This is a genomic window from Glaesserella sp. (genome assembly GCF_041817755.1).
GTDB lineage: Bacteria > Pseudomonadota > Gammaproteobacteria > Enterobacterales > Pasteurellaceae > Glaesserella.
In genome coordinates this window covers 55,892-79,231 of sequence record NZ_JBGYBX010000022.1, presented here as the reverse complement: position 1 = coordinate 79,231, position 23,340 = coordinate 55,892, and the positions used below count along the sequence as shown (strand labels likewise).

Sequence of the window (23,340 nt, the reverse complement as noted above, 5' to 3'; positions counted from 1 at the left end):
GGCTTGCTCGAAATGAGCCGTTAGCGTTTAAGTCCGTCGTTAAGCGAAGCATCGTCACATGTCTGCCCACGCTGTCAAGGAACGGGAAAAATTCGTGATAATGAGTCGATTGCACTCTCCATTTTACGTCTGCTAGAAGAAGAAGCGATTAAAGAAAACTCCGCACAGGTTCACGCTATCGTACCAGTGGAAATTGCTTCGTACTTATTAAATGAAAAACGTAAGGCGATTAGTGATATTGAAAAACGTCACGAAGTACAAGTCGTTGTTGTACCGACGGAAAGTATGGAAACGCCGCATTTCAGTGTCTATCGTTTACGTGAAAATGAGGTGATGCCGACGTTAAGCTACGATTTGGCAAAACGTTATCAAGAGCGTGAAGAGGAAACGTCTTTTGCCTCTCCTTCTTATGAAGAAGCGCTGGTTACCCGCAATGAACCGGTGATTACCGTGGAGTCGGTGCTACAAAGTTCGGAGTTGAACCTGTCACCGGCACCGACACCGCCTAAAGAGGTGAAACCGTCGTTATTAAGCCGTTTGATTGCGAAAATAAAAAGTTTCTTTGCGCCGGAGGAAAAAGAACCGGAGAAAGTACAACCGAAAGGCAAAACGCGTAATCAACGCGAACGTCGTCAGCAACGTCGTGAGCGCCCTAACCGCAATGAACAACGCCAAGAGCGGAAAGCGGAGTCGGTTCAAGCCGAGGTTGTGAAAGCCGTTAGTCAAGCAGAGCCGAAAAAACGTCGTGAAGTCGTTGAAGAGGTTGTCGGTATAACGGCGCCTGCTGTGGTAGAGCGCACACCGCAACGTGAAAACAATAAGGTGGCGGAGCGTCGCCAACGTCGTGATTTACGTAAAAAAGTACGGGTAGAGGCGCAAGAGAGTAGTGAAGAGTTATCGCCGACACCGGTTGTCGAACAAACGGTTGAAGTGCCGGTGGCAGATGTCCAAGTTGTGGTGCAACCGCAACCGACAGCGGTTATGCCTGAGGTTGTGGCGGAGTCTGAAATAACCAATGATAATGCGAATTCGGAAGAGCGGAATGAGGCTCGAGAAGGTTCCCGCCAACGTCGTTTACCGCGCCATCTTCGTGTCGGCAATCAACGTCGTCGCGAACGTCGTGAGGAAGTGAAAGCGTCAATGCCGTTAATCTCGGCGGTCGCCTCTCCCGAGCTGGCAAGCGGTAAGATTTGGGTGAAATTTTACGAAATGCCGAAAGGTAATGTTCAAGAAGAAAAACCGCGCTTTTTATCGGTCGATGAAATGTTACAGCAGCAGGGGCAAGATGAAAATACGACGGTAGAAAAAGAGTCGACGGTACCTTTCGGTAATTTTGTGGTACAGGGGACCAATCGTGATTTAGTGAAAGAAAATCACGAGCGTCGGGGACTTGCGGATGAAGACAAAGCGGTTGCGGAGGAAAACGCACCGTTGGGATCTGTCCAACCGTTCGGCTTGGTCGTTTCACAAGCGACAGAACGTGATTTGGTCAAAGAAAATCACGCACGGCGTAAATCGGTGAAAGCGGCGAATACTTCTACGGTAAAAACTGAGGTGGCGGAGGCTGATGTAAGTCGTGTTACGGTTCCGCTCAGCATATACCAAAGCAGTTACCGATTCGAAGGGAAATTGGGGACGGTATCGCGGGTTGCGCATACCAAATCGGCAATGACGGTTGCTGCGGCGCCGGCGGAGCAAATTGCATCGATTACCGTGACAGAGTGGCAAAACTCGAAATATTATTTCTACGGTAAAGGTTTCGGTGGGCATACCAGTGCCATCAGCCATGTATATTCCGCACCGCGAGCGGCTTCCGCAAATCGTTAGTCATTTGATATTAGGCTTTGGGCATTTTTTCTGAAGTCTAATGTCTAAAGCACAACCGTTTAATATTTTTGGGGAGGAAACGAGACATGAAAAAATCACTTTTAGCCGTATTCGTTTTAGGCGCAACGCTTTCCCTCAGCGCTTGCGATAACGGTAAAGCAAAATTGGAAGCGGATTTAAAAGCTTCCGAAGCAAAATTAGTTGAGCTGCAGAAAGCATCTGATGAAAAGGTGGCGGCAGTGCAAAAATCCGCAGAAGAAAAAATTGCCGAAGTGCAGAGGTTAGCGGATGAAAAGGTCGCTGAAGCGCATAAAGCGGCAGACGCAAAAATAGCGGAAGCCCAAAAACAAGCGGATGCAAAAATTGCAGAAATCCAAAATTCGGTCGCCGGTCAAATTGCGGAAGCGAAAAAGATTTCAGAAGCCAAATGGGATGAAATGAAAAAAGCGCTGGAAGCAAAATTGGAGCAATCGAAAGATTCGGTAGAGGAGAAGAAAAGTACGTTTTCCGATACGCTCAATGAGGTCAAACAGAGTTTGGATAATTCGGTGAATGACGCGAAAAGTGCGATTGCCGATACCATGGACAGCTTCGGTAAAATTATCCAAGAAGCGGCTTCGGACTTGAAATCGGATTCACAAAAAGCCGAAGAAGTGAAATAGGCTACCGAGAGTAAATAACCTTAAATAATCATAAAAAATGCCAACATAAGTTGGCATTTTTTATACACAAAATTTTGATTTCAAACAGGATCTTAATTTGCAAAACTAAACCGTTTTAGCTACTATTTCGTCTATTATTTTACTAACCGAGAGAGGCACGTTATGAGTAAAATTTGGGTTTTGGGTGATGCCGTGGTGGATTTAATTCCGGATGGTGATAATCACTATTTACGTTGTGCAGGCGGCGCACCGGCAAATGTGGCGGTCGGTGTTTCCCGATTAGGTGTTGAAGCCGGATTTATCGGCAGGGTAGGAAATGATCCCTTGGGTAAATTTATGCAACAAACCTTGCAGGCGGAAAACGTATCGACATCGCAAATGATTTTGGACCCTCAGCAGCGTACTTCCACGGTGATCGTCGGTTTGGATGACGGTGAACGCAGCTTTACGTTTATGGTGAATCCGAGTGCGGATCAATTTCTTGAGGTAAGTGATTTACCGATTTTTCGTCAAGGTGAGTGGTTGCATTGTTGCTCGATTGCCTTAATTAATGAGCCGTCCCGTTCGACAACGATCGAAGCGATTCGTCGTATCAAAGAAGCGGGCGGATTTTTTTCGTTTGATCCGAATTTGCGTGAATCGCTTTGGGCATCGTTAGATGAAATGAAACACGTCGTCAACAGTGTCGTTGCCATGGCGGACGTGTTGAAGTTTTCCGAAGAAGAATTAACCTTGTTGACTAATACCACAAACTTGGAGGAAGCGACCCGAGTGATCACGGCAAATTATCCGGAAAAATTGATCATTATCACATTAGGTAAAGATGGCGCTATCTATCATTTAAACGGTAAGAGTAAAATCGTGGCGGGTAAAGCCTTAAAGCCGGTAGATACGACGGGAGCCGGTGATGCATTTGTGAGCGGGTTATTGGCGGGATTATCGCAAGTTAGCGATTGGCGACAAGAGGAAGTGCTGATTGACGTGATCCGAAAAGCCAATGCCTCGGGCGCATTGGCGACGACGGCAAAAGGTGCAATGTCGGCATTACCGAATAAAATTCAACTGGACGAATTTTTAGCAAATTAATTGAATTGGCAAGGACGCATGGAAATGCGTCCTTTTTAGTAAGAGATGACTACTATTTCAACGTGAGGGAAAGCAATGCACATTTTTAATCAAGGAAAATATAAAAGTCTTCATGCACAGGAAGCCGGTGAGTTAGCTGTAGTGCGTCAAGCGGTTGAACAAGACAAGGATTTCCGACCGACTTACCATTTGGCACCGCCGACAGGACTGCTTAATGATCCGAACGGATTAATTTTTGACGGAGAAAAATATCATGTGTTTTATCAATGGTTTCCTTACGACGCCATCCACGGCATGAAACATTGGAAGCATTTTGTGACGAAAGATTTTCACCGTTTTACTGAGGCGGATCCTTTAATCCCGGATGAAATGTTCGAATCACACGGTTGTTATTCCGGCGGTGCTATTTTATGGGAAGGTAAAATCGTGACGTTTTATACGGGCAACACCCGTCGCACCGGCGATAACGTTCGCATCCCTCATCAAAATATTGCGATTTTCGATAAGTCGGGCAAATTACTTGAAAAACGTTGCATTATGAATCAAGCGCCGACAGGGTATACCGAGCATGTGCGTGATCCGAAACCCTTTGTGACACCGGAAGGTAAAATCCGTTTTGTGTTAGGTGCTCAAAGAGAAGACCTCAGCGGGACGGCATTACTGTATGAAATGGATAATTTGAATGACACGCCGCGTTTACTGACCGAATTGTCTATAGACAATTTTGACAATACCAACGTATTTATGTGGGAGTGCCCGGATCTTTTCAAACTGAACGGAAAAGATGTTTTTGTGTGGTCTCCGCAAGGGAAGTCACGGGAAGCTCATCGTTTTCAAAATAACTATCACGCCACTTACGCATTAGGTCAATTGCAAGATGGCGTGTTAAACGCCGAGCATATTGAGGAATTGGATTACGGCTTTGACTTCTATGCTCCACAGACGATCCAACATGCCGAAGGTATTTTATTCGGATGGGTTGGTTTGCCGGATTTAACTTATCCGACTGACAAATACAAGTGGCACTCTATATTGACTATGCCTCGTCAAATTTTTGTAAAAAATAGTAAAATTTATCAGTTCCCAGTAAATGAAATGTATGCTAAACTTTCTAGCAAGCAACGGATTACTGTCAACGGTAAACAAAAGATTGCGGATTTAGATACGGCTTATTTGCAATTTGATGTGCAAAACCAACCGCTTGTTATCAGATTTTTCGATAATGTGCAGGGGCAGCACTTGATATTGCGCTATGAGAACGGTTTGGTCACATTCGATCGCTCGGCTTCCGAGCAAACCGATTGGATGGAAAAATTAGGTTTAGAGCGGTACTGTGAGGTTGAACGTTTAGACCATGTTGAGATTTTCTTTGACCGCTCAGTTGTGGAGATTTTCTTGAACCACGGCGAAAAAGCATTAACGTCGCGCTTTTTTATTGCCGGGCGTGAAAATTGTATTGAAACATCCCGTCCGCTTGATATTCAAGTGGCAAGTGTGGCGGAGATTATTTACGAATAATATGACGGATTGATTTGGGGAGCTGAATTAACGATCCGGATAACAAGGAGGTTGTAAAATTTTTGTAAGATCTTACCGCTTGCAAAAGTCGTAAAGAGGAGGAGGGTTCTTTACGTACTTTGACACTTCAATATGATTTGAAGTGAATTAATTATTTTAAAATAAAAATAAATGTTAAAAGGAGTGACGATGAATACGAAAAAAGAAAGAAAGCGTATCACGTTAAATGACATCGCAGAATTAAGCGGAGTTTCAAAAACAACGGCGAGTATGATTTTGAACGGTCAGGCCGAGCAATTTCGTATTAAAACAGAAACCCGCGAAAAAGTAGAAAACATTGCAAAACAATATGGTTATCGTGCAAATGCACATGCGAAAGCATTAAAATTACGCCGAACGAATGTAGTCGGTTTGGTTGTTCCTGATCTGACGAACTACGGTTTTGCTTCAACGACTAAAATGTTAGAAAAATTGTGTCGGGAGAACGGATTACAGCTGGTGATTGCCTGTTCCGATGATAATCCCCAACAAGAGAAATTGGCGGTAGAACGGTTATTGGATCGCCAAGTGGATGTATTAGTCACGGCGCCGACCCATCAGGATCCGAAATACTATAAAGGTATATTCAGACAAACGCCTTTATTACAATTGGATCGTTATGTGCCGGGATTGGAACTGCCGTATGTCATCAGTCAAGATGCTCCTAAAATTGCGGAACTTGTTTCACGTGTCGTAAAAAATTATAAGCTTAAAGAGTATTTTTACTTCGGCGGATTACTTTCACTTTCCCCGAGTGAATCCCGCTTGAGCGGTTTTCGCCAAGGGTTAAGGCAAACCAATCTGATAGAGCAAAAAGGGTGGGTGATGCATCGGGACTACCAACCCCGTTCCGGATATTTAATGATGAAAGAGTTGGTTGATAACTTAGGGCGTTTACCGGAAGCGGTGTTTACCGCCTCCTACACGTTGTTGGAAGGCGTCTTGCATTATTTAACCGAACATAAACAAATGGATAAATTGATTAATCGGGAATTGCATTTATCGACCTTTGATGATCATGATTTATTGAATGCTTTGCCTTTCCATATTCATTCAATCAAACAGGATCATGAGCAAATTGCCAAACAGATGTTTATGTTGATTCGCCAAAAATTGCAAGGTAAGCAACCGGAAAGTATTTTGGTTCATTGTGAATTGGTATGGCGAGGTTAAGGTCTCGTTGAGACGAATGAATGAAATCGGTAGAACCGTTAAAAAATTTGTTGTGCTGATTCGTTGATGTAATATTTATATAAAAAACCAAATAATAGAAAATGCTGGATTATTATGCTGATCATCAGTGGGTAATCTAGCATTTTTATTTGTGAAATAGCGGAAAATATATGGATTCTTACATTTTAATTTCTTTACTTTATATCAATTATTCGGCATATTCGCCACCCTGCACAACACACTGTGTTGGATGCAAAAAAAAAGAGTTGTTTTTTTGAGGATATTTACTGTGTCTAATATTCAATCTTCTGCGTCGAAAAGAGAAACATTCTCCGGTCGTCGTGCATTTATTATTGCCTCTATCGGTTCGGCGGTCGGTTTGGGAAATATTTGGCGTTTCCCTTATGTGACTTACGAAAACGGTGGCGGTGCATTTATAATTCCTTATATTGTAGCGTTGTTAACTGCCGGTATTCCGTTGCTTTTCTTAGATTATGCGATTGGTCACCGTCATCGCGGCGGTGCACCGTTATCGTATCGACGTTTTAACCGCCATTTTGAAACCTTCGGTTGGTGGCAAGTGTTGGTTAATGTCATCATCGGACTTTACTATGCGGTCGTGCTCGGTTGGGCGGCAAGTTATACGTTTTTCTCTATCAACAGTGCTTGGGGAGATAAACCGGTCGACTTCTTTGTCGGTGAATTCTTGAAAATGGGGGATATTTCCCAAGGCATCAGCTTTGAATTTGTCGGTATGGTGGTCGGTCCGCTTATCGCTGTGTGGCTTATTTCATTAGGTGTGTTGGCATTCGGTATCCAAAAAGGAATTGCGAAATCATCCGGTATCTTAATGCCGTTATTAGTCGTCATGTTTGGCATTCTCGTTGTGTATTCACTGTTTTTACCGGGCGCGGCAAAAGGTTTGGATGCATTGTTTACACCGGACTGGTCAAAACTATCCGATTCGAGCGTATGGATCGCGGCGTATGGTCAAATTTTCTTCTCATTGTCTATCTGCTTCGGGATCATGATTACCTATGCGTCCTATCTGAAAAAAGATTCGGATTTGACGGGAAGCGGTTTAGTTGTCGGCTTTGCCAACAGTAGTTTTGAAGTGTTGGCGGGGATTGGGGTATTTGCCGCCCTTGGCTTTATGGCAACGGCAGCCGGTCAGGAAGTCAGTGACGTGGCGAAAGGCGGTATTGGTCTTGCCTTCTTTGCTTTCCCGACGATTATTAACCAAGCGCCGTTCGGTGAATTGATCGGGGTATTATTTTTCGGCTCATTAACATTTGCCGCCTTAACGTCTTTCGTCTCGGTGATTGAAGTGATTATTTCTGCGATTCAGGATAAATTAAGACTACGTCGCGTGAAAGCCACCTTTGTCGTCGGTATTCCAATGATGTTGGTCTCCGTATCCCTTTTCGGAACGACAACCGGCTTACCAATGTTGGACGTATTGGATAAATTCGTGAACTATTTTGGTATTGTCGCGGTGGCATTCGTCTCATTGGTTGTGATTGTCGCAAATGAAAATTTGGGTATTTTAGGTAAGCATTTAAATGAAACATCGTCATTTAAAGTCGGTTTCATCTGGCGCTTATGTATTGTGTTAACGACGGGCGTTTTGGCATTTATGTTGTTAAGTGAAGCATCAAAAATCTTGACTGGCGGTTACGAAGGCTATCCACGCTGGTTTATTAATACATTCGGCTGGGGAATGGCGATCAGTTTAATGGTTGTGGCATTCTTGCTTTCCCGTTTGAAATGGAAAGATGAAATTCCGTTGGAACACAAAGGAGAAAAATAAGATGAGCACTATTGCAATCACGATGATGACCGTAGCTTTCGTCATTATTTGGGGCGGGCTTATTTATTCGGTAAAACGTTTACCGAAAGAATAATGGTAAAATTTCAATAAAATCAGACCGCTTGTCAAAAATGACAAGCGGTTTTTTATGTGAGTAATCTGTTAAATCAGAGTTAATTATTTTTTATGTTGAAAAAAATCAGCATAAAAAAACATCATATAACCCATTAATTTTTCTAAAAATGAGATGTAGATCACATTTTGCATGAAATGAAGTTGCTCAAAATGAAGGGTTATTTAAAATCACTCCGAAATTTACTCTATTTGAGAATAAGTTATACCATTCTTAATTTCCTCACATAAGGAGCAACCAATGAGCATTGCTATTATCATAGCAACCCACGGTGTCGCTGCAGAGCAACTTCTCAAAACCACTGAGATGTTAATCGGAGAGCAAAGTGATGTCGCTTACATCGATTTTGTCCCGGGCGAAAATGCCGAAACCATTATGGGTAAATACCAAGCGAAACTCGCCAATGAACTTGCCCACTGCGACGAAGTTTTGTTTTTAGTCGATACGTGGGGCGGCAGTCCTTTCAATGCGGCAAACCGAGTTTCTGACGGTAAACCGAATATGGATGTGGTAACGGGTGTGAACGTACCAATGTTAGTGGAAACGTTTATGGCGCGTGATGACGGTCCGTCGTTGAACGAATTAGTTGAAGTCGCGTTGGAAGCGGGACGCTTGGGCGTACGGGCGTTACGTTATCAAGAAAAAGAAGAGACACCGGAAGCTGCACAGGCAGCACCTGCTCCGACGGCTCAGGCGCCGACTCAACCGCAAGTGGCTCAAGTCAATCAAGAAGGCAATTTAGTGATTGGTCTTGCCCGCATTGACGACCGTTTAATTCACGGTCAGGTTGCAACGCGTTGGACAAAAGAAAGTCGTGTAACTCGTATCGTAGTAGTCAACGATGATGTGGCAAAAGATTCCGTACGTTCGACCATGCTGAAAAGCGTGGCGCCGCCGGGTGTGACGGCTCACGTTGTACCGGTGGATAAAATGATCCGTGTTTACAACAACCCTGAATATGCTAATGAGCGTATGATGTTGCTTTTCACTAACCCGACGGATGTCGTGCGTTTAATGGAAGCCGGCGTTGAGTTTAAATCGATCAATATCGGTGGTATGGCATATAAAGACGGTAAGAAAATGATCACCAGTGCAGTGTCGGTTGATGATAAAGATATCGAAGCGTTCAAAGCGCTAGACGCAAAAGGCATTGAGCTTGATGTGCGTAAAGTGTCGAATGATGCCCGTCAATATATGATGGACTTACTCAAGAAAAATAACTTAATTTAAGGAAATGATTATGGAAATTTCTGCTTTACAAATTATCTTAGTATTTCTCGTCGCCTGTATTTCAGGGATGGGATCGATCCTCGACGAATGGCAAACTCACCGTCCGCTCATCGCTTGTACTTTAATCGGTATTGTGTTGGGTGATATGAAAACCGGGATCATTGTCGGTGGTTCATTGGAATTATTAGCGCTAGGCTGGATGAACATTGGTGCGGCACTGGCACCGGATGCGGCATTAGCGTCGGTGGTGTCTACCATCTTGGTTATCGTCGGCGGTCAAGATATTCCAACCGCGATTGCGTTAGCGATTCCGCTTGCAGCGGCAGGTCAGGTATTAACTTACGTAGTACGTGCGATTACCGTCGGTTTCCAACATGCGGCGGATAATGCGGTTGAAACGGGAGATTTGAACAAACTGGATTGGATTCACCGTTCGGCGTTATTACTCCAAGCAATGCGTATTGCAATTCCAGCGTTAATCGTGGCGATGACGGCAGGTACGGACACGGTTCAATCTATGTTAGCGGCAATTCCGCCGGTCGTCACGACAGGTCTTAAAATTGCCGGTGGCTTTATTGCGGTAGTCGGTTATGCGATGGTCATCAATATGATGCGTGCAGGTCACTTAATGCCGTTCTTCTATGCCGGTTTCGTGATTGCGGCGTTTACCGATTTCAACTTGGTTGCATTAGGTATTTTAGGTACGATTACCGCCGTTATTTATATTCAACTTCACCCGAAATACAATCAAAGTAAACAAGTGGTGCAAGTGCAAGCAACGAACAATGACCTTGACAACAGATTAGACTAAGGAAGCATGATTATGACAACTGACATCAAAAAAGTAACACAGAGCGATTTAAATGCGGTGGTACGCCGTTCTAATCTCTTCCAAGGTTCTTGGAACTTCGAGCGTATGCAGGCGTTAGGTTTTGCTTACTCAATGGTACCGGTCATTAAACGTTTATATCCGGATCCGAATTCACAGGAGCGCAAAGATGCGATCAAACGTCACCTTGAGTTCTTCAATACCCAACCGTTCGTGGCGGCACCGGTATTAGGGGTGACCATTGCGATGGAGGAAGAGCGTGCAAACGGTAAACCTATCGATGATGCGGCAATCAACGGGATCAAAGTTGGTCTTATGGGACCTCTAGCCGGTGTGGGCGACCCGATTTACTGGGGTACCGCGCGCCCGGTCTTTGCTGCCTTAGGGGCAGGGATCGCATTAACCGGTAGCATCTTAGGGCCATTGCTTTTCTTCGTGCTGTTTAACCTTGTGCGCTTGGCAACTCGTTACTACGGCGTGGTTTACGGCTATAAAAAAGGGTTAGACGTCGTACAAGATATGAGCGGCGGTTTATTGCAAAAATTAACTGAAGGCGCATCCATTCTCGGTTTGTTTATTATGGGAGCGTTGGTACAAAAATGGACAAGCATTAACGTACCGCTTGTGGTTTCAACCATTCAAAAACAAGACGGCACAACGGAGATTACCACTGTTCAATCTATCTTAGATAGTTTGATGCCGGGCTTATTGCCGTTACTCTTAACTTTTGCATGTATGTGGTTATTACGTAACCGTGTGAATGCCCTTTGGATTATCATCGGCTTCTTCGTCATTGGTATCTTCGGTGCGTGGACCGGTATTCTTGCATAATTTGCAAAAAATCCGATAAATCAGACCGCTTGTGTGAGACAAGCGGTCTGTTTCTAAACGAAATAGCCAATTATGACAAACAGCGTTCTCTTCATCGGCATTGTACTTTGTTTTGCGTTTGCGATTTATGATCAAGTGGTCATGGATAAACTCAAAGGTCAAACCAAACTCACCGTACCATTACAGCGTCAGGCAGGGTTAGACTCTGGCATTTTGATCGGACTGATTGTTCTGAGCATTATTCAAGGCATACAAATCGGGATTGAACCGCTAACGCTCTACTTATTAGTTACCTGTATCATTTTATGCGTTTATTCCGCCTTTATTCGTTTTCCTCGTCTATTATTGAAAGAACAAGGTTTTTTCTTTGGTAATATCTATTTTGACTATAGCAAAGTGAAACAAATTAATTTGGCGGAAAACAACATATTGGTAATCGATTTGAATAACGGCAGACGCTTACTCGTTCGGATTAAACAACAGGACGATGTGGAAAAAGTGGTGCAATTCTTCGGAGGATATAAATCATGATTTTTAAATTGGTCGGAAAACACCAACATTACGACTGGGGCGGTTCGAATTTTATTCCGAATTGGTTAAAACTGGACAAAACGGAAGATAAACCGTATGCCGAATATTGGTTGGGTGCACACCGCTCCGCCCCGTCATTGATTGAGGTGGACGGAAAATGGGTGAGTTTGGATCAAATGATTGACAAACATCCGGAGATTTTGGGTGAACAGGCTCGCCAAAAATTCGGAGACGAATTACCGTATTTATTGAAAATTTTAGACGTGAAGTTACCGCTTTCCATTCAGCTCCATCCGACCAAATCGGAAGCGGAGCGGGGGTTTGAACGGGAAAATCAGTTCGGTATCGCATTAAATGCCCCGAACCGCACCTATAAAGATCGCAATCATAAACCCGAAATGATGATTGCTTTATCCGATTCTTGGCTGTTGCATGGATTTCGAACGCTTGCCGGGATGAAAGACGCGCTTTCCCGTCATGAATCGTTAAAACCGTTGGCAAATGCCATTGATGCGAAAGGATTACCTGCGGTGTATGCGGAAATCATGCGGGCGGATCAAGCACAATTGGCGCAATGGTTGCTACCGGTTATTCAAGCAAAGCGAGAAGAATATCAGCAAGGCAAATTGAAATTGGATGATCCCGATTATTGGGTATTGTATGCGATGGAATCGATGGCGATTTCGGAAGAGAGATTGGATGCCGGCTTGCTGTGTTTTTATTTGTTTAATATCGTCAATGTCAAAAAAGGCGAAGGTATTTACCAAGGTGCGGGGTTACCGCACGCTTATCTACGCGGACAAAATATCGAGTTGATGGCGGCCTCGGATAATGTGATTCGCGGCGGATTGACACCGAAGTATGTGGATATACCCGCCTTATTGAATAGCATTGATTACAGTGAGGTCATACCGAAACTGATTCCGGCATACGACGGTGAAGAAACCTTGCATTTATATCCGACACCGGAAGCAAAAGATTTTGCGATGCAACGTCTGGAGTTTAAACCGTTTGATGAAGAGGAATTTATTGCGACCAGTGCGAGTATTTTACTGGTGATGGCAGGCAGTTTATACATTGATTTGGGTGAAGACGCCATTCACTTGACACAGGGGGAATCCGTGTTTATTTCGGCGAACAGCAAAGTGGATATTATCGGTGAAACCGACGGTTATGCGGTGATTGCTACTTTACCTTAACCGCTTGTTTTTTCGATACATCATACATTTTTCGCTAGCCAAATGACGAAGAAAGTTTGTAGAATGGCACTAAATCCGCGAAGTATTCTCTAAGGAGGGAAATATGACATTCAATAAATCACTTATCATTGCGTCTCTTTCTGTGTTTATCGCCATGTCAGTACAGGCGGAAGTGGTTCAAATCACTCCGAAAGTAGAAGAAAAAGCCATCAAGAAAAGCCCGACTCCGACGAAAGCGGAACGAAGCTTGAAAAATTTTACTGAGAATCTTGACGTAAAATTTCTCGGTGTGGAGTTGAGCAAAGATGACAACGGGCAAACCCTCGTGAACTTTCAGTATTCCGCTGAGAATAAGAGCAGTCGGAATATGCGCATTGTCAGTTGGAAAGCCAGCTATATCCATAACAATAAGCTGATTTTGTTACAAGATACGCCGGTGTCATTTAAAGATAACTTGAAACGTAAAACAACCAGTCTGCTTGCTTTTTCCGTACCGTTAAACAGTTTGCCGCAAGAGATTCAAGCTATTTTGACTGAGCCGAACGTGCAGATTACCGCACATATCCAGCCTCAACAAATTTTGTTTTCAAACGGCGCAAAAATTCTTGTTCAGTATTAGTTGAACGTATACAAGCAGTTGGATTTACAAACTTTTTTGCAAATCCGACACGCTTGTGTGTTGTTAAATCACCGGTTTATGACGGTAGAACAGCAATCCCGGAAGCGCTAAACCAAATACGAGCGCGCCTAAAATAAATCCTGTTTTGATGAAATTGTCGATCATCTGCACGAACAGATCATCAGAAAAACCATCATAATTCATTCGCACCATCGCAATCATCGCTTTATAGGCATAGACACCGGGAATCATCGGAATGATTGCGGCAACGGTAAAGACTTTCGGATGCGCTAAGTAGCGTTGTGATAAATAAACGCCGATAAAACCAATGGTTGACGTGGCAATAAACGTTGCCAACACAAGCGGTATATCATAATGAATCATCAAGGTTCTGAAAGCATGCGCAATCGCACCCAGAATCGCACAATACTTCAACGCTTTCGGCGGAACATTAAACAGTAACGCAAAGCCGACGGCGGGAATTGCGGCAAAAAACATATCATCAATTAATGAGAGTAGCAGTTCCATTTATGCCCCCCAACTTGAAATATTGAGAAAAGTGAGCGCCAACACAATACCCATACAAGCACCGAGAGTGAGTACAGAGGCGATAGTCCAACGGGCAAGCCCCATATTTATATGCCCTTTTAGAATATCCGCAAGCGAATTAATTAAAGGAAATCCCGGCACCAGGAGCAATACGCTTGAGGCAAGAGCAATTTGTGGTTGATTACCCCATTCATATTTTAGTGCGACACCGGCAATCATTGATGCGACGAAAGCGGTGCAAGAGAAAATAATCAGTGGATTATAATGTCGATGGGCTAATTCTTGGCGAATAAACATCGCACATGATGAAGCAATAAAGGTGATCATGAAAATAGTGAAATCGCCACCGCTAAGATGAGAAAAGCTGGCACAGGAAAGCCCTACCATCAACACCACCAACCAACGATTATATTTTAGCGGTTTAAGTTCATTTAACTTTTGGCGGACATATTGCATATTATAAATATGATGTTCGGCGGTAATAACAATCCGCTGTACTTCGGTCACAATTTGCATATTAATGCCGCGATCAACATTTTTGCGAGTGGTAGTAATACAGTTATCATTCAGCAAAGTTGTGAGAATGATCGCATTTGGAGTGAGTGCACATTCAACACTATCCACACCAAGGGCGAGACCTAAACGTTGTGCCATTTGAACAACCAGCGTGCTTTCCGCACCATGTTGGAGTAATAACAACGCAACTTGCACGCATAATCGCGTAATTTCCCGTTGTTTTTCTTCAGATTGAGCGCATTGCATAATATACCTTCCAAAAAAGCAGGAGCATTATTGATCCTGCTGATTAAAAGGCTACCAAAGAAAAAAGATAATTTCTTTGATCAAGAAAAAAATTTACACAATTAATAGAGCACGCGCGCTTTAATTGTACCTTCAATTTCTTTCAAGCTTTTTAGCGCTTCTGCGGTATTTTCAGATTCAACATCAATGACCACATAACCGATAGACGGATCCGTTTGTAAGAACTGGGCGGCGATATTCACGTTTGAATCCACAAAGACTTGGTTGATCTTATTTAGAATACCCGGTTTGTTTTCATGGATATGCAACAAACGTTTTGCGCCTTTGTGCTCCGGTAACGACACTTCAGGGAAGTTGACCGCAGACAGCGTCGAACCATTATCGGAATATTTCACGAATTTATTGGCAACTTCCGTACCGATATTCTCTTGCGCTTCGGACGTCGAACCGCCGATGTGCGGCGTTAAGATCACGTTATCGAATTTGCATAACGGAGAAACGAACGGATCGCTGGCGGAAGCCGGTTCTTCAGGGAAAACGTCTAACGCCGCACCGCGTAATGTGCCGGCTTCCAAACGGGAGACTAACGCATCAATATCCACAACGGTACCACGAGCGGCATTGATTAAAACGGAACCTTCTTTCAATTGTGCAATGCGGGTGGCATCCATTAAATTTTTAGTGGAGGCGTTTTCCGGCACATGCAAAGAAATCGCATCACAGGTTGAGAGCAGTTCTTCCAGTGTTGGGATTTGCTGCGCATTGCCTAACGGCAGTTTGTTTTCAATGTCGTAGAAATACACTTTCATACCAATCGACTCTGCAATAATACTTAATTGCGAACCGATATGACCGTAACCGACGATACCTAATTTTTTACCACGTACTTCATTAGAGCCTGATGCGGATTTGTTCCAAATACCGCGGTGTACTTCGGCATTTGCCTTTGGTACTTGGCGCATAAGCAGAATGATCTCACCCAACACAAGTTCTGCAACTGAACGGGTATTTGAGAACGGTGCGTTGAATACCGGGATGCCGCGCTGTTTGGCGGCTTCTAAATTTACTTGGTTGGTGCCGATACAGAAGCAACCGATAGCGATTAATTTTTGTGCTTGTTGCAACACCTCTTCCGTTAAGAACGTGCGTGAGCGGATACCGATGAAATGTGCATCTTTAATCGCCTCCAGCAGTGCTTCACCTTCTAATGCGCCTTTATGGTATTCAATATTGGTATAACCCGCCGCTTTTAAGACGTCTAATGCATTTTGGTGTACGCCTTCAAGCAGAAGGAATTTGATTTTTGATTTATCGAGAGAAACTTTAGTGGTCATGTGTTCTTCCTGTTGTCATGTGTGTTATGCGGTATTTAATCATGAAATATGTCGAAAATCACACGGATGAATGCATATTAAAGATAAATCGGTTATATACAAGCGGTCTGATTGTCAGAATATTTTGCAAAAATATCGGTGGAACCGACCGCTTGTTATTCATCGTGGACAGTATTTTGACTATTCAATGATTTTTGCACCGTCCGGTGTACCGACAATAGTAATATTGGCATAACGTTGCGCAAAAATACCGTTGGTGACGACACCGGCAATATTATTAATGGTGTGTTCCGTTTTTAGCGGTTCCGGGATCTTAAAGTTATACACGTCTAAAATCACGTTGCCGTTGTCGGTCACAACCCCTTCTCGGTATTCGGGAGAACCGCCTAGCGCTACAAGTTGACGGGCAACATAAGAACGCGCCATCGGGATGACTTCAACCGGTAAAGCGAAGGTAGAGCCTAACACATCTACCTGTTTACTGGAATCGACAATGCAGATGAATTTTTTTGCTAATGAACTCACAATTTTTTCACGTGTCAGCGCTGCGCCGCCACCTTTAATCATATAACCTTGCGGGGTAATCTCGTCGGCGCCGTCGATATAAACGTCAAGGGAAGACACATCATTGGCGTTAAAGACCTCAATTCCCTGTTTTCTTAACAATTCTTCGGAATGTTTTGACGCGGCGACGGCACCTTTGATGTCATCGCGTAATTCGCCGAGGGCTTCAATAAAACAATTGACGGTAGAGCCGCTGCCGACGCCGACAATCGTATCGGGTTTAACATATTGTAACGCAGCACGGGCTGCAATTTTTTTCATTTCGAGCTGATCCATAATTTTTCCTTACGTTACTTTATTTTTATATGTGAAAGGGCATTGCCGGGAGATATTATTAGATAAATAAAAAGTGGGCGTAAGCCCACCTTTTATCGGTCAGTTCCGTTTTACGGCGGCAACAATTTCTTCCGCCGCACTTTGTGCCAAGGCGCCGTCTTCGCATTCAACCATGACACGAATTAACGGCTCCGTACCTGATTTTCTGAGAAGAATACGCCCTTTGCCCGCCAAACGTTTTTCAACATCGGCTGCAACCGCTTTGACCTCTTCACTTTCCAACGGATTTGAGCCGCCTTCAAAGCGCACGTTAAGCAATACTTGCGGGAAGAGCGGAACCGCTTTGGCAAGCTCGTTTAACGTCAGTTTATGGGATACCATTGCACTCAATACTTCAAGTGAAGCGATGATACCGTCACCGGTGCTGTTTTTATCCAATACGATGATGTGACCGGAGTTTTCACCGCCTAATTTCCATTTTTTCTCTTTCAGCAGTTCAAGTACATAACGGTCACCGACATTGGCTCGGGCAAACGGAATTGCTAGCTGTTTTAAGGCGATTTCCAAGCTCATGTTACTCATTAATGTGCCGACGACGCCGCCTTGTAATTTACCGGCTCGCAATGCTTCACGGGCAATGATGAATAAAATTTGGTCACCATCGACTTTGTTACCCAAATGATCAACCATGATCAAACGGTCGCCGTCTCCGTCGTATGCCAACCCGACATCGGCACCGGATTCCACCACAACTTTTTGTAGTGCCTTGATATCGGTTGCACCGCATTTTTCATTGATATTCAAACCGTCCGGGTGCGTACCGATTTCAATGACTTCAGCGCCAAGTTCGCGCATGACGTTCGGTGCGATATGGTAGGTCGCACCGTTGGCACAATCGACCACGATTTTGTAGCCTTCAAGGCTTAAATGCGCCGGAAAGGTACTTTTACAGAATTCAATATAACGACCTGCCGCATCTTTAATACGGCTCGCACGACCCAGCTCGGCGGATTCGACACAGTCCATCGGCTGATCAAGCAACGCCTCAATCGCTTCTTCCACGTCATCAGGTAATTTTTCACCGTCAGCGGAGAAGAACTTGATACCGTTATCATAATAAGGGTTATGCGATGCCGAAATGACGATGCCGGCTTCCGCACGGAAGGTACGGGTCAAATAAGCCACTGCGGGTGTCGGCATCGGACCGGTAAAGGCAGCGGATAACCCCGCTGCGGCTAAGCCGGCTTCTAATGCGGACTCCAACATATAACCGGAGATACGGGTATCTTTACCGATTAAGACTTTTTTTGATCCTTGAGTGGCAAGAATTTTACCTGCCGCCCAGCCCAGTTTTAGTGCAAAATCAGGTGTAATCGGATATTGACCTACTTTGCCGCGCACCCCGTCGGTGCCGAAATATTTGCGTTCTGCCATAATTTGCTACCTTAAAAAATATTGATAAGCCGGGCTATCGCTGACGTTTTGATAACGATAACCTAATTGTTCGAGATCTTGCTGAAAGTGCGCTTGACCTTCATCATCGACAACAAAAGCTGCCAAAATATCCCCGTAATCCGCTCCGTGAGCACGATAATGGAATAATGAAATATCCCAATCGGTCAATGTTTGGAGGAATTTGAGTAATGCGCCTTTTTGTTCCGGAAATTCAAAGCTGTACAGTTTCTCTTGTGTGACGGAAGTCGGGCGTCCGCCAACCATATAACGAATATGCGTTTTGGCGATATCGTCTTCCGAGAGATCGGCAACATCATAGCCGTGCTGCTGTAATTCCTTGATGATTTCCGATTTCTCGGCATTGCCTGTAATGCGTACGCCGACAAATATACAGGCGTGATGATCATCGGCGTGGCGATAGTTGAATTCGGTGACGGCTCGATTGCCGATAATCTGACAGAATTTGAGGAAACTTCCTTTTTGCTCGGGAATGGTGACCGCAAGCAATGCTTCATGTTTTTCACCGATTTCACATCGTTCGGAAACATAACGTAACGTGTGGAAATTCAAATTGGCGCCGGAAAGCAAACAGGCTAAGTTTTTACCTTGTAAGTTATGTTGAGCGACGTATTTTTTCAATCCTGCCAAAGACAGCGCACCGGACGGCTCGGCGATGGCGCGCACATTCTCAAAGATATCTTTGACGGCGGCACAAATCTCATCGTTATCCACCAACACCACATCATCGACGTATTGTTGGCATAAACGGAAGGTTTCATCTCCGATACGTTTGACGGCAACACCGTCGGCAAATAAGCCGACACGATTCAAATCAACCGGTTGCCCCGCCTGTAATGCATAAAAAAGACAGGCGGAGTCTTTGGATTCCACGCCAATCACTTTAATTTCAGGCATCAATTGTTTGATTAATACCGCAACACCGGCGATCAAACCGCCTCCGCCGACCGGTACAAACACATAATTCAAATCTGCATTTTGCTGAAGTAATTCCATGCCGATAGAACCTTGTCCGGCAATCACCAGCGGATGATCGAACGGATGAACGAACGTCATATTGAGTTCGTTGGAAAGCTCAATCGCTTTGGCTTTGGCTTCATCAAAATTGGCACCGTAGAGTAATACTTCACCGCCGAAGCCTCGTACCGCATCCACTTTAATTGCCGGGGTATTTTGCGGCATGACGATTAAGGCTCGTAGTCCTAAGTGTTTGGCGGATAAGGCAACGCCTTGGGCGTGGTTCCCAGCCGAAGCGGCAATGACACCGGCAGCTTTTTGTGCAGGAGACAGGTTCGAAATCATCGCATAAGCCCCACGCAGTTTAAAACTGTGCACAGGCTGGCGATCTTCCCGTTTGATAAAAATGTGATTACCCAAACGCTCAGAGAGTTTTTCCATTTTTTGTAATGGTGTGTTTTGGGCAAGATCGTAGATTTTTGAACTTAAAATGGCACGGAGATAATCCGTGCCTGATTGTAATCGGGTGTCACTCATCGTTCAACTAACCCTTAGATTAGTGATTGCAGCCGCAACCGCCGTGTCCGTGATGGTGGTGATGATCGTGGTCGTGATGACCGCCACAGCAGCCGTGACCTTCTTCATCGTGATCGTGACCACAGCAACCACCTTCTTGATGAATATGACCGTGAGCGATTTCTTCTAATGTGGCTTCACGGGTTGAAACGACTTCAACCGAGAAGAGTAACTCTTGACCGGCGAGCATATGGTTACCGTCTACTACCACTTCATCACCGTCGATTTCGGTGATGACTACCGGCAGAGGACCGATATCCGTATCGGCGATAAAACGCATGCCGACTTCTAACTCATCCACGCCGGTGAAAACGTCTTTCGGAACGCGTTGAACCATATTGTCATTGTATTCGCCGTAGCCTTCTTCCGGTTTAACGCGCACTTCAAAGACATCACCGACAGCTTTTCCTTCCAACGCGTTTTCCAAACCGGGAACCAAATTATTGTGACCGTGTAAATACTCTAACGGTTGTTCTACAGGCGCTTCGTCGACTAATACGCCCTCTTGTGTGCGGACTTGGTAAGCGATACCGGGTACGACATTTTTCGTAATTTTCATTGAAAGGATTCCTTATTTCTTATGTATGGGTAAAAATTTCAAGCATTGTAGCTTGTTATGGCGGATTTGCAAATTTTAACGAAAAACCGACCGCTTGTCGGTGAACAAGCGGTCGGTTATCACGATTTTTTTGCAATTAATCGGTGATGTCGGGGGTTACCGTGTCCACGACATCGACGGCGGTTCCGACAACACCACCGACTACCGATGTCACTAAGCAACCGCTCACGGATCCGCAAAGTAGCGCTATACCGATTAATTTAAATAATTTCTTCATCATAGCGTTTATTTTTCAAACTTAACTTGACCGGACGCTTGTGCCGAAATGGTTGCTTTACCCGCTTCAAGCGGCATCTCATTATTGGATTTGGATGAATAAGAAGAGGCTTGGAATGCAACGGGACGCGTATGGTAGTAATTATCCCCGTTCGGCGTAGAAAGCTGGATATTGCTGATCACATAATTTTTGGCATTAATGCCTTTTTTAATCACTTCGGCTTTATGCTCGAATTGACGGATAATTTCTAACGTCATTTCGTCTTCAATCGACGCCATTTTTTCAGGCGATACGCGAAAGTCAATATAACCGACAGCAATGTCGTTACCTAAATTTTCAAGAATAGCCGCCATCGCTTCAAAATTCTTACTGCTTAATTGAATGCGACTTTCCGTGATCCAGCCGGTGACTTTGCCTTTACTGTCGTATTCCGGGTAGTTGTTGATGCCGTTTGCGGAAAACTCAATACTTTTATCTTGTTTCACCAAGTCAACGATTTGATTGATATTGGCGGAAACCTGTTTTTTGAGTTCATTAAGATTTTTGCCGGATTTGCGACTATACAGCTCCGCTTGCATCACGTCTTTATCAACCGAACGTGTAACTTGCGTTGCAAACTGAAATGTTGAAGAGGTGTCAACCGGTTGGGTTTGCGCCGTCGCGGTTAAGGTAGATAAGGCAAGCGGTAAAACAGTAAAAGTTTTTTTCAAAATCATAAGATGTTCCTTTTAAAGTACGGATTAAAATGGTGAATGAGAAAATATATTATGTAATTAGTTCGGCGGATGAATGTCCAAAACATAAGCTTTGTCGAGTATCTCTTCATCTACCCGCCAGGTGATGTTATAACCGGCGATAAGCATACCATAAATTCGGTCGCTTTTTTTCCCTTGTTGATAAGCCGGGCGGGGATCTTGCGCGATAACTTCGCAAATAAACCGAACGGGATCCCGAATATTGAATTTTGCAAAATTTTGGCAAGAACCGACCGCTTGTAACGCCGTTTCCGTCAGTTCAACATTGAGTTTTGCTTGCGGTTTCGTTTGAGCGAATCCCGACACGGCATTCGGCTCGCTGTCGGCATAGGTAATGTACGGTTTAATATCGAAAATCGGCGTACCGTCAACCAAATCGAGACTACCTAAATGCAACATCACATCGCCGTTGTTGACCTCTATTTTATGCAATGCAACCTTGGATAGACCCAGCGGATTCGGTCGGTGCGTCGCCCGACTGGCAAACACGCCGACCCGCTGATTTCCGCCCAAACGGGGCGGGCGAACGGTGGCGTGCCAAGTTCTGTCGGGAATGTGATGAAACTGAAAAATTAACCAGAGATGGCTGAACTGCTCCAAACCGCGCACGGCATCCGCCGTATTGTACGGCGGAAGTAAACGCAAAATACCGTTTCCTTCGGTGACCAAATTCGGCTGGCGAGGCACGGCAAATTTTTCATCATAAGGACTTTGAATGATGCCAATCGGCTGTAACGTCAGATTTGGTGACGTATTTTGCATAAAAATGACTAATTTTGTGTAAAAATCAAAAACGTGGACGCTATTTTGTAATAATATGCATCCTTTTGAAAGCTCCATTTTTCACTTAATCGATACATGAATAAAGATTCTCCATTTTCAATTTGGTTTACGACGGCGCGTCCTAGAACATTGCCTTTGGCGTTAGCGTCAATTTTAGTCGGCTCGGCATTAGCGGCGTGGCAAGGTCAATTTAACGTGATTACCACCTTACTTGCGTTGATTACTACGGTTTTATTGCAGATTTTATCCAATTTTGCCAATGACTACGGTGATCACGTCAAAGGCTCGGATACCGCCGAGCGTATCGGTCCGCTGCGTGCCATTCAACACGGCGCGATTACAAGAACACAATTGAAAAAAGCCTTGATTGTGGTAGCGATATTGTCCTTTTTATCCGGCAGTTTGCTGATCGGTTATGCGTATCAAGGTTGGCGGGATTTGCTCGTGTTTACGGCGCTCGGTATGTTGGCGATTATCGCCGCTATAACCTATACCGTCGGCAAAAAACCTTACGGCTATTTGGGACTCGGTGATATTTCCGTATTAATTTTCTTCGGTTTTTTAGCCGTATTGGGTACGTTTTATTTACAGGCTCACGCATTAACACTCAGTTTACTCTTACCCGCTTTCGGTTGCGGATTACTGTCCGTCGCGGTATTAAATATCAACAACTTACGTGATATTGAGCAAGATAAGCATGCCGGAAAAAATACGCTGATTGTCCGTATCGGTAGTCAAAACGGACGGATTTATCATGTTGCCTTGCTCAGTTTAGCCTTACTTTCATACCTACTTTTTGCGTTGGCGAATTTTAGCCATTGGTACAACTTCCTGTTTTTACTGGCTACACCGCTGTTAGTCAAACACGGCTTATTCGTTTATCGTCATCAAAACCCCACAGAACTTCGCCCGATTTTAGGGCAAATGGCAGGGATTGCACTCGTGACAAATATTCTGTTTGGCTTAAGCGTGATTTTGTAAAAAAGAG

23 protein-coding genes and 1 pseudogene are annotated in these 23,340 nt (G+C 44.3%); 14 read left to right on the top strand and 10 right to left on the bottom strand.

Annotated elements, in window-relative coordinates; genetic code table 11:
• The 13 genes and pseudogenes from ACEYKX_RS02580 to ACEYKX_RS02520 form a co-directional block, all read left to right on the top strand.
• Positions 1-1,827, top strand: a pseudogene (locus ACEYKX_RS02580) (ribonuclease E); the annotation flags it as partial.
• Between the two features lie 86 nt (positions 1,828-1,913).
• Positions 1,914-2,489: a hypothetical protein gene (locus ACEYKX_RS02575; RefSeq protein ID WP_373766798.1), complete on the top strand. Its 576-nt coding sequence runs from the start codon at positions 1,914-1,916 to the stop codon at positions 2,487-2,489.
• 162 nt (positions 2,490-2,651) lie between these two features.
• On the top strand, positions 2,652-3,575 hold the full coding sequence (locus ACEYKX_RS02570) for an aminoimidazole riboside kinase (RefSeq protein WP_373766799.1): 924 nt from the start codon (positions 2,652-2,654) through the stop codon (positions 3,573-3,575).
• Positions 3,576-3,650: 75 nt separating this feature from the next.
• Positions 3,651-5,093, top strand: a complete 1,443-nt coding sequence (locus ACEYKX_RS02565) for a glycoside hydrolase family 32 protein (protein WP_373766800.1) — start codon at positions 3,651-3,653, stop codon at positions 5,091-5,093.
• A gap of 189 nt (positions 5,094-5,282) precedes the next feature.
• Entirely contained in the window at positions 5,283-6,305 is a 1,023-nt protein-coding gene (locus ACEYKX_RS02560; protein WP_373766801.1) for a substrate-binding domain-containing protein, read from the top strand.
• 289 nt (positions 6,306-6,594) lie between these two features.
• Positions 6,595-8,115 carry a sodium-dependent transporter gene (locus ACEYKX_RS02555; RefSeq protein ID WP_373766802.1) on the top strand — a complete coding sequence of 507 codons (1,521 nt, stop codon included), beginning with the start codon at positions 6,595-6,597 and terminating at the stop codon, positions 8,113-8,115.
• A gap of 1 nt (position 8,116) precedes the next feature.
• On the top strand, positions 8,117-8,209 hold the full coding sequence (locus ACEYKX_RS02550) for a methionine/alanine import family NSS transporter small subunit (protein ID WP_373766803.1): 93 nt from the start codon (positions 8,117-8,119) through the stop codon (positions 8,207-8,209).
• Between the two features lie 279 nt (positions 8,210-8,488).
• A complete protein-coding gene (gene manX, locus ACEYKX_RS02545; RefSeq protein ID WP_373766804.1) occupies positions 8,489-9,478 on the top strand; it encodes a PTS mannose transporter subunit IIAB in 990 nt (329 codons plus the stop codon).
• Between the two features lie 10 nt (positions 9,479-9,488).
• Positions 9,489-10,289: a PTS mannose/fructose/sorbose transporter subunit IIC gene (locus tag ACEYKX_RS02540; RefSeq protein WP_373766805.1), complete on the top strand. Its 801-nt coding sequence runs from the start codon at positions 9,489-9,491 to the stop codon at positions 10,287-10,289.
• 12 nt (positions 10,290-10,301) lie between these two features.
• Positions 10,302-11,138 (top strand): PTS mannose transporter subunit IID, encoded by an 837-nt coding sequence (locus tag ACEYKX_RS02535; RefSeq protein ID WP_373766806.1) that lies wholly within the window; start codon positions 10,302-10,304, stop codon positions 11,136-11,138.
• 72 nt (positions 11,139-11,210) lie between these two features.
• Positions 11,211-11,669: a DUF986 family protein gene (locus tag ACEYKX_RS02530; protein ID WP_373766807.1), complete on the top strand. Its 459-nt coding sequence runs from the start codon at positions 11,211-11,213 to the stop codon at positions 11,667-11,669.
• A complete protein-coding gene (manA, locus tag ACEYKX_RS02525; RefSeq protein ID WP_373766808.1) occupies positions 11,666-12,868 on the top strand; it encodes a mannose-6-phosphate isomerase, class I in 1,203 nt (400 codons plus the stop codon). Before ACEYKX_RS02530 ends, manA begins: the two co-directional genes overlap by 4 nt.
• Before the next feature lie 103 nt (positions 12,869-12,971).
• Positions 12,972-13,487, top strand: coding sequence for a hypothetical protein (locus ACEYKX_RS02520; RefSeq protein WP_373766809.1), 516 nt, complete (start codon positions 12,972-12,974; stop codon positions 13,485-13,487).
• Between the two features lie 63 nt (positions 13,488-13,550).
• Here the strand turns inward: ACEYKX_RS02520 and ACEYKX_RS02515 are convergent, their stop codons facing one another.
• The 10 genes from ACEYKX_RS02515 to tsaA form a co-directional block, all read right to left on the bottom strand.
• Positions 13,551-14,015 carry a threonine/serine exporter family protein gene (locus tag ACEYKX_RS02515; protein WP_373766810.1) on the bottom strand — a complete coding sequence of 155 codons (465 nt, stop codon included), beginning with the start codon at positions 14,013-14,015 and terminating at the stop codon, positions 13,551-13,553.
• Positions 14,016-14,798, bottom strand: a complete 783-nt coding sequence (locus tag ACEYKX_RS02510; protein ID WP_373766811.1) for a threonine/serine exporter ThrE family protein — start codon at positions 14,796-14,798, stop codon at positions 14,016-14,018.
• 101 nt (positions 14,799-14,899) lie between these two features.
• The gene (serA, locus tag ACEYKX_RS02505; RefSeq protein WP_373766812.1) at positions 14,900-16,132 is read right to left on the bottom strand and encodes a phosphoglycerate dehydrogenase; all 1,233 of its coding nucleotides are present in this window, start codon (positions 16,130-16,132) and stop codon (positions 14,900-14,902) included.
• A 180-nt stretch (positions 16,133-16,312) separates the two neighbouring features.
• Positions 16,313-16,972, bottom strand: coding sequence for a ribose-5-phosphate isomerase RpiA (gene rpiA / locus ACEYKX_RS02500; protein ID WP_373766813.1), 660 nt, complete (start codon positions 16,970-16,972; stop codon positions 16,313-16,315).
• 99 nt (positions 16,973-17,071) lie between these two features.
• Positions 17,072-18,406 (bottom strand): phosphoglucosamine mutase, encoded by a 1,335-nt coding sequence (glmM, locus tag ACEYKX_RS02495; RefSeq protein WP_373766814.1) that lies wholly within the window; start codon positions 18,404-18,406, stop codon positions 17,072-17,074.
• A gap of 6 nt (positions 18,407-18,412) precedes the next feature.
• Positions 18,413-19,939, bottom strand: a complete 1,527-nt coding sequence (gene ilvA, locus ACEYKX_RS02490; RefSeq protein ID WP_373766815.1) for a threonine ammonia-lyase, biosynthetic — start codon at positions 19,937-19,939, stop codon at positions 18,413-18,415.
• Positions 19,940-19,958: 19 nt separating this feature from the next.
• A complete protein-coding gene (gene slyD / locus ACEYKX_RS02485; RefSeq protein ID WP_373766816.1) occupies positions 19,959-20,537 on the bottom strand; it encodes a peptidylprolyl isomerase in 579 nt (192 codons plus the stop codon).
• A 136-nt stretch (positions 20,538-20,673) separates the two neighbouring features.
• A complete protein-coding gene (locus ACEYKX_RS02480) occupies positions 20,674-20,817 on the bottom strand; it encodes a hypothetical protein (RefSeq protein ID WP_373766972.1) in 144 nt (47 codons plus the stop codon).
• A gap of 5 nt (positions 20,818-20,822) precedes the next feature.
• Complete coding sequence (locus ACEYKX_RS02475; RefSeq protein ID WP_373766817.1) at positions 20,823-21,530, bottom strand: SIMPL domain-containing protein; 708 nt, start codon at positions 21,528-21,530, stop codon at positions 20,823-20,825.
• Between the two features lie 57 nt (positions 21,531-21,587).
• Positions 21,588-22,331, bottom strand: a complete 744-nt coding sequence (tsaA, locus tag ACEYKX_RS02470; RefSeq protein WP_373766818.1) for a tRNA (N6-threonylcarbamoyladenosine(37)-N6)-methyltransferase TrmO — start codon at positions 22,329-22,331, stop codon at positions 21,588-21,590.
• A 96-nt stretch (positions 22,332-22,427) separates the two neighbouring features.
• On the opposite strand from tsaA, the gene ACEYKX_RS02465 reads away from it, so the two are divergent.
• Positions 22,428-23,333 carry a 1,4-dihydroxy-2-naphthoate polyprenyltransferase gene (locus tag ACEYKX_RS02465; RefSeq protein ID WP_373766819.1) on the top strand — a complete coding sequence of 302 codons (906 nt, stop codon included), beginning with the start codon at positions 22,428-22,430 and terminating at the stop codon, positions 23,331-23,333.
• Positions 23,334-23,340: the final 7 nt, after the last annotated feature.

Coding starts and splice junctions, on each gene's coding strand:
- ACEYKX_RS02575 (WP_373766798.1), top strand. CDS start 1,914: ATGAAAAAATCACTTTTAGCCGTATTCGTTTTAGGCGCAACGCTTTCC.
- ACEYKX_RS02570 (WP_373766799.1), top strand. CDS start 2,652: ATGAGTAAAATTTGGGTTTTGGGTGATGCCGTGGTGGATTTAATTCCG.
- ACEYKX_RS02565 (WP_373766800.1), top strand. CDS start 3,651: ATGCACATTTTTAATCAAGGAAAATATAAAAGTCTTCATGCACAGGAA.
- ACEYKX_RS02560 (WP_373766801.1), top strand. CDS start 5,283: ATGAATACGAAAAAAGAAAGAAAGCGTATCACGTTAAATGACATCGCA.
- ACEYKX_RS02550 (WP_373766803.1), top strand. CDS start 8,117: ATGAGCACTATTGCAATCACGATGATGACCGTAGCTTTCGTCATTATT.
- manX (WP_373766804.1), top strand. CDS start 8,489: ATGAGCATTGCTATTATCATAGCAACCCACGGTGTCGCTGCAGAGCAA.
- ACEYKX_RS02540 (WP_373766805.1), top strand. CDS start 9,489: ATGGAAATTTCTGCTTTACAAATTATCTTAGTATTTCTCGTCGCCTGT.
- ACEYKX_RS02535 (WP_373766806.1), top strand. CDS start 10,302: ATGACAACTGACATCAAAAAAGTAACACAGAGCGATTTAAATGCGGTG.
- ACEYKX_RS02530 (WP_373766807.1), top strand. CDS start 11,211: ATGACAAACAGCGTTCTCTTCATCGGCATTGTACTTTGTTTTGCGTTT.
- manA (WP_373766808.1), top strand. CDS start 11,666: ATGATTTTTAAATTGGTCGGAAAACACCAACATTACGACTGGGGCGGT.
- ACEYKX_RS02520 (WP_373766809.1), top strand. CDS start 12,972: ATGACATTCAATAAATCACTTATCATTGCGTCTCTTTCTGTGTTTATC.
- ACEYKX_RS02515 (WP_373766810.1), bottom strand. CDS start 14,015: ATGGAACTGCTACTCTCATTAATTGATGATATGTTTTTTGCCGCAATT.
- ACEYKX_RS02510 (WP_373766811.1), bottom strand. CDS start 14,798: ATGCAATGCGCTCAATCTGAAGAAAAACAACGGGAAATTACGCGATTA.
- serA (WP_373766812.1), bottom strand. CDS start 16,132: ATGACCACTAAAGTTTCTCTCGATAAATCAAAAATCAAATTCCTTCTG.
- rpiA (WP_373766813.1), bottom strand. CDS start 16,972: ATGGATCAGCTCGAAATGAAAAAAATTGCAGCCCGTGCTGCGTTACAA.
- glmM (WP_373766814.1), bottom strand. CDS start 18,406: ATGGCAGAACGCAAATATTTCGGCACCGACGGGGTGCGCGGCAAAGTA.
- ilvA (WP_373766815.1), bottom strand. CDS start 19,939: ATGAGTGACACCCGATTACAATCAGGCACGGATTATCTCCGTGCCATT.
- slyD (WP_373766816.1), bottom strand. CDS start 20,537: ATGAAAATTACGAAAAATGTCGTACCCGGTATCGCTTACCAAGTCCGC.
- ACEYKX_RS02480 (WP_373766972.1), bottom strand. CDS start 20,817: ATGATGAAGAAATTATTTAAATTAATCGGTATAGCGCTACTTTGCGGA.
- ACEYKX_RS02475 (WP_373766817.1), bottom strand. CDS start 21,530: ATGATTTTGAAAAAAACTTTTACTGTTTTACCGCTTGCCTTATCTACC.
- tsaA (WP_373766818.1), bottom strand. CDS start 22,331: ATGCAAAATACGTCACCAAATCTGACGTTACAGCCGATTGGCATCATT.
- ACEYKX_RS02465 (WP_373766819.1), top strand. CDS start 22,428: ATGAATAAAGATTCTCCATTTTCAATTTGGTTTACGACGGCGCGTCCT.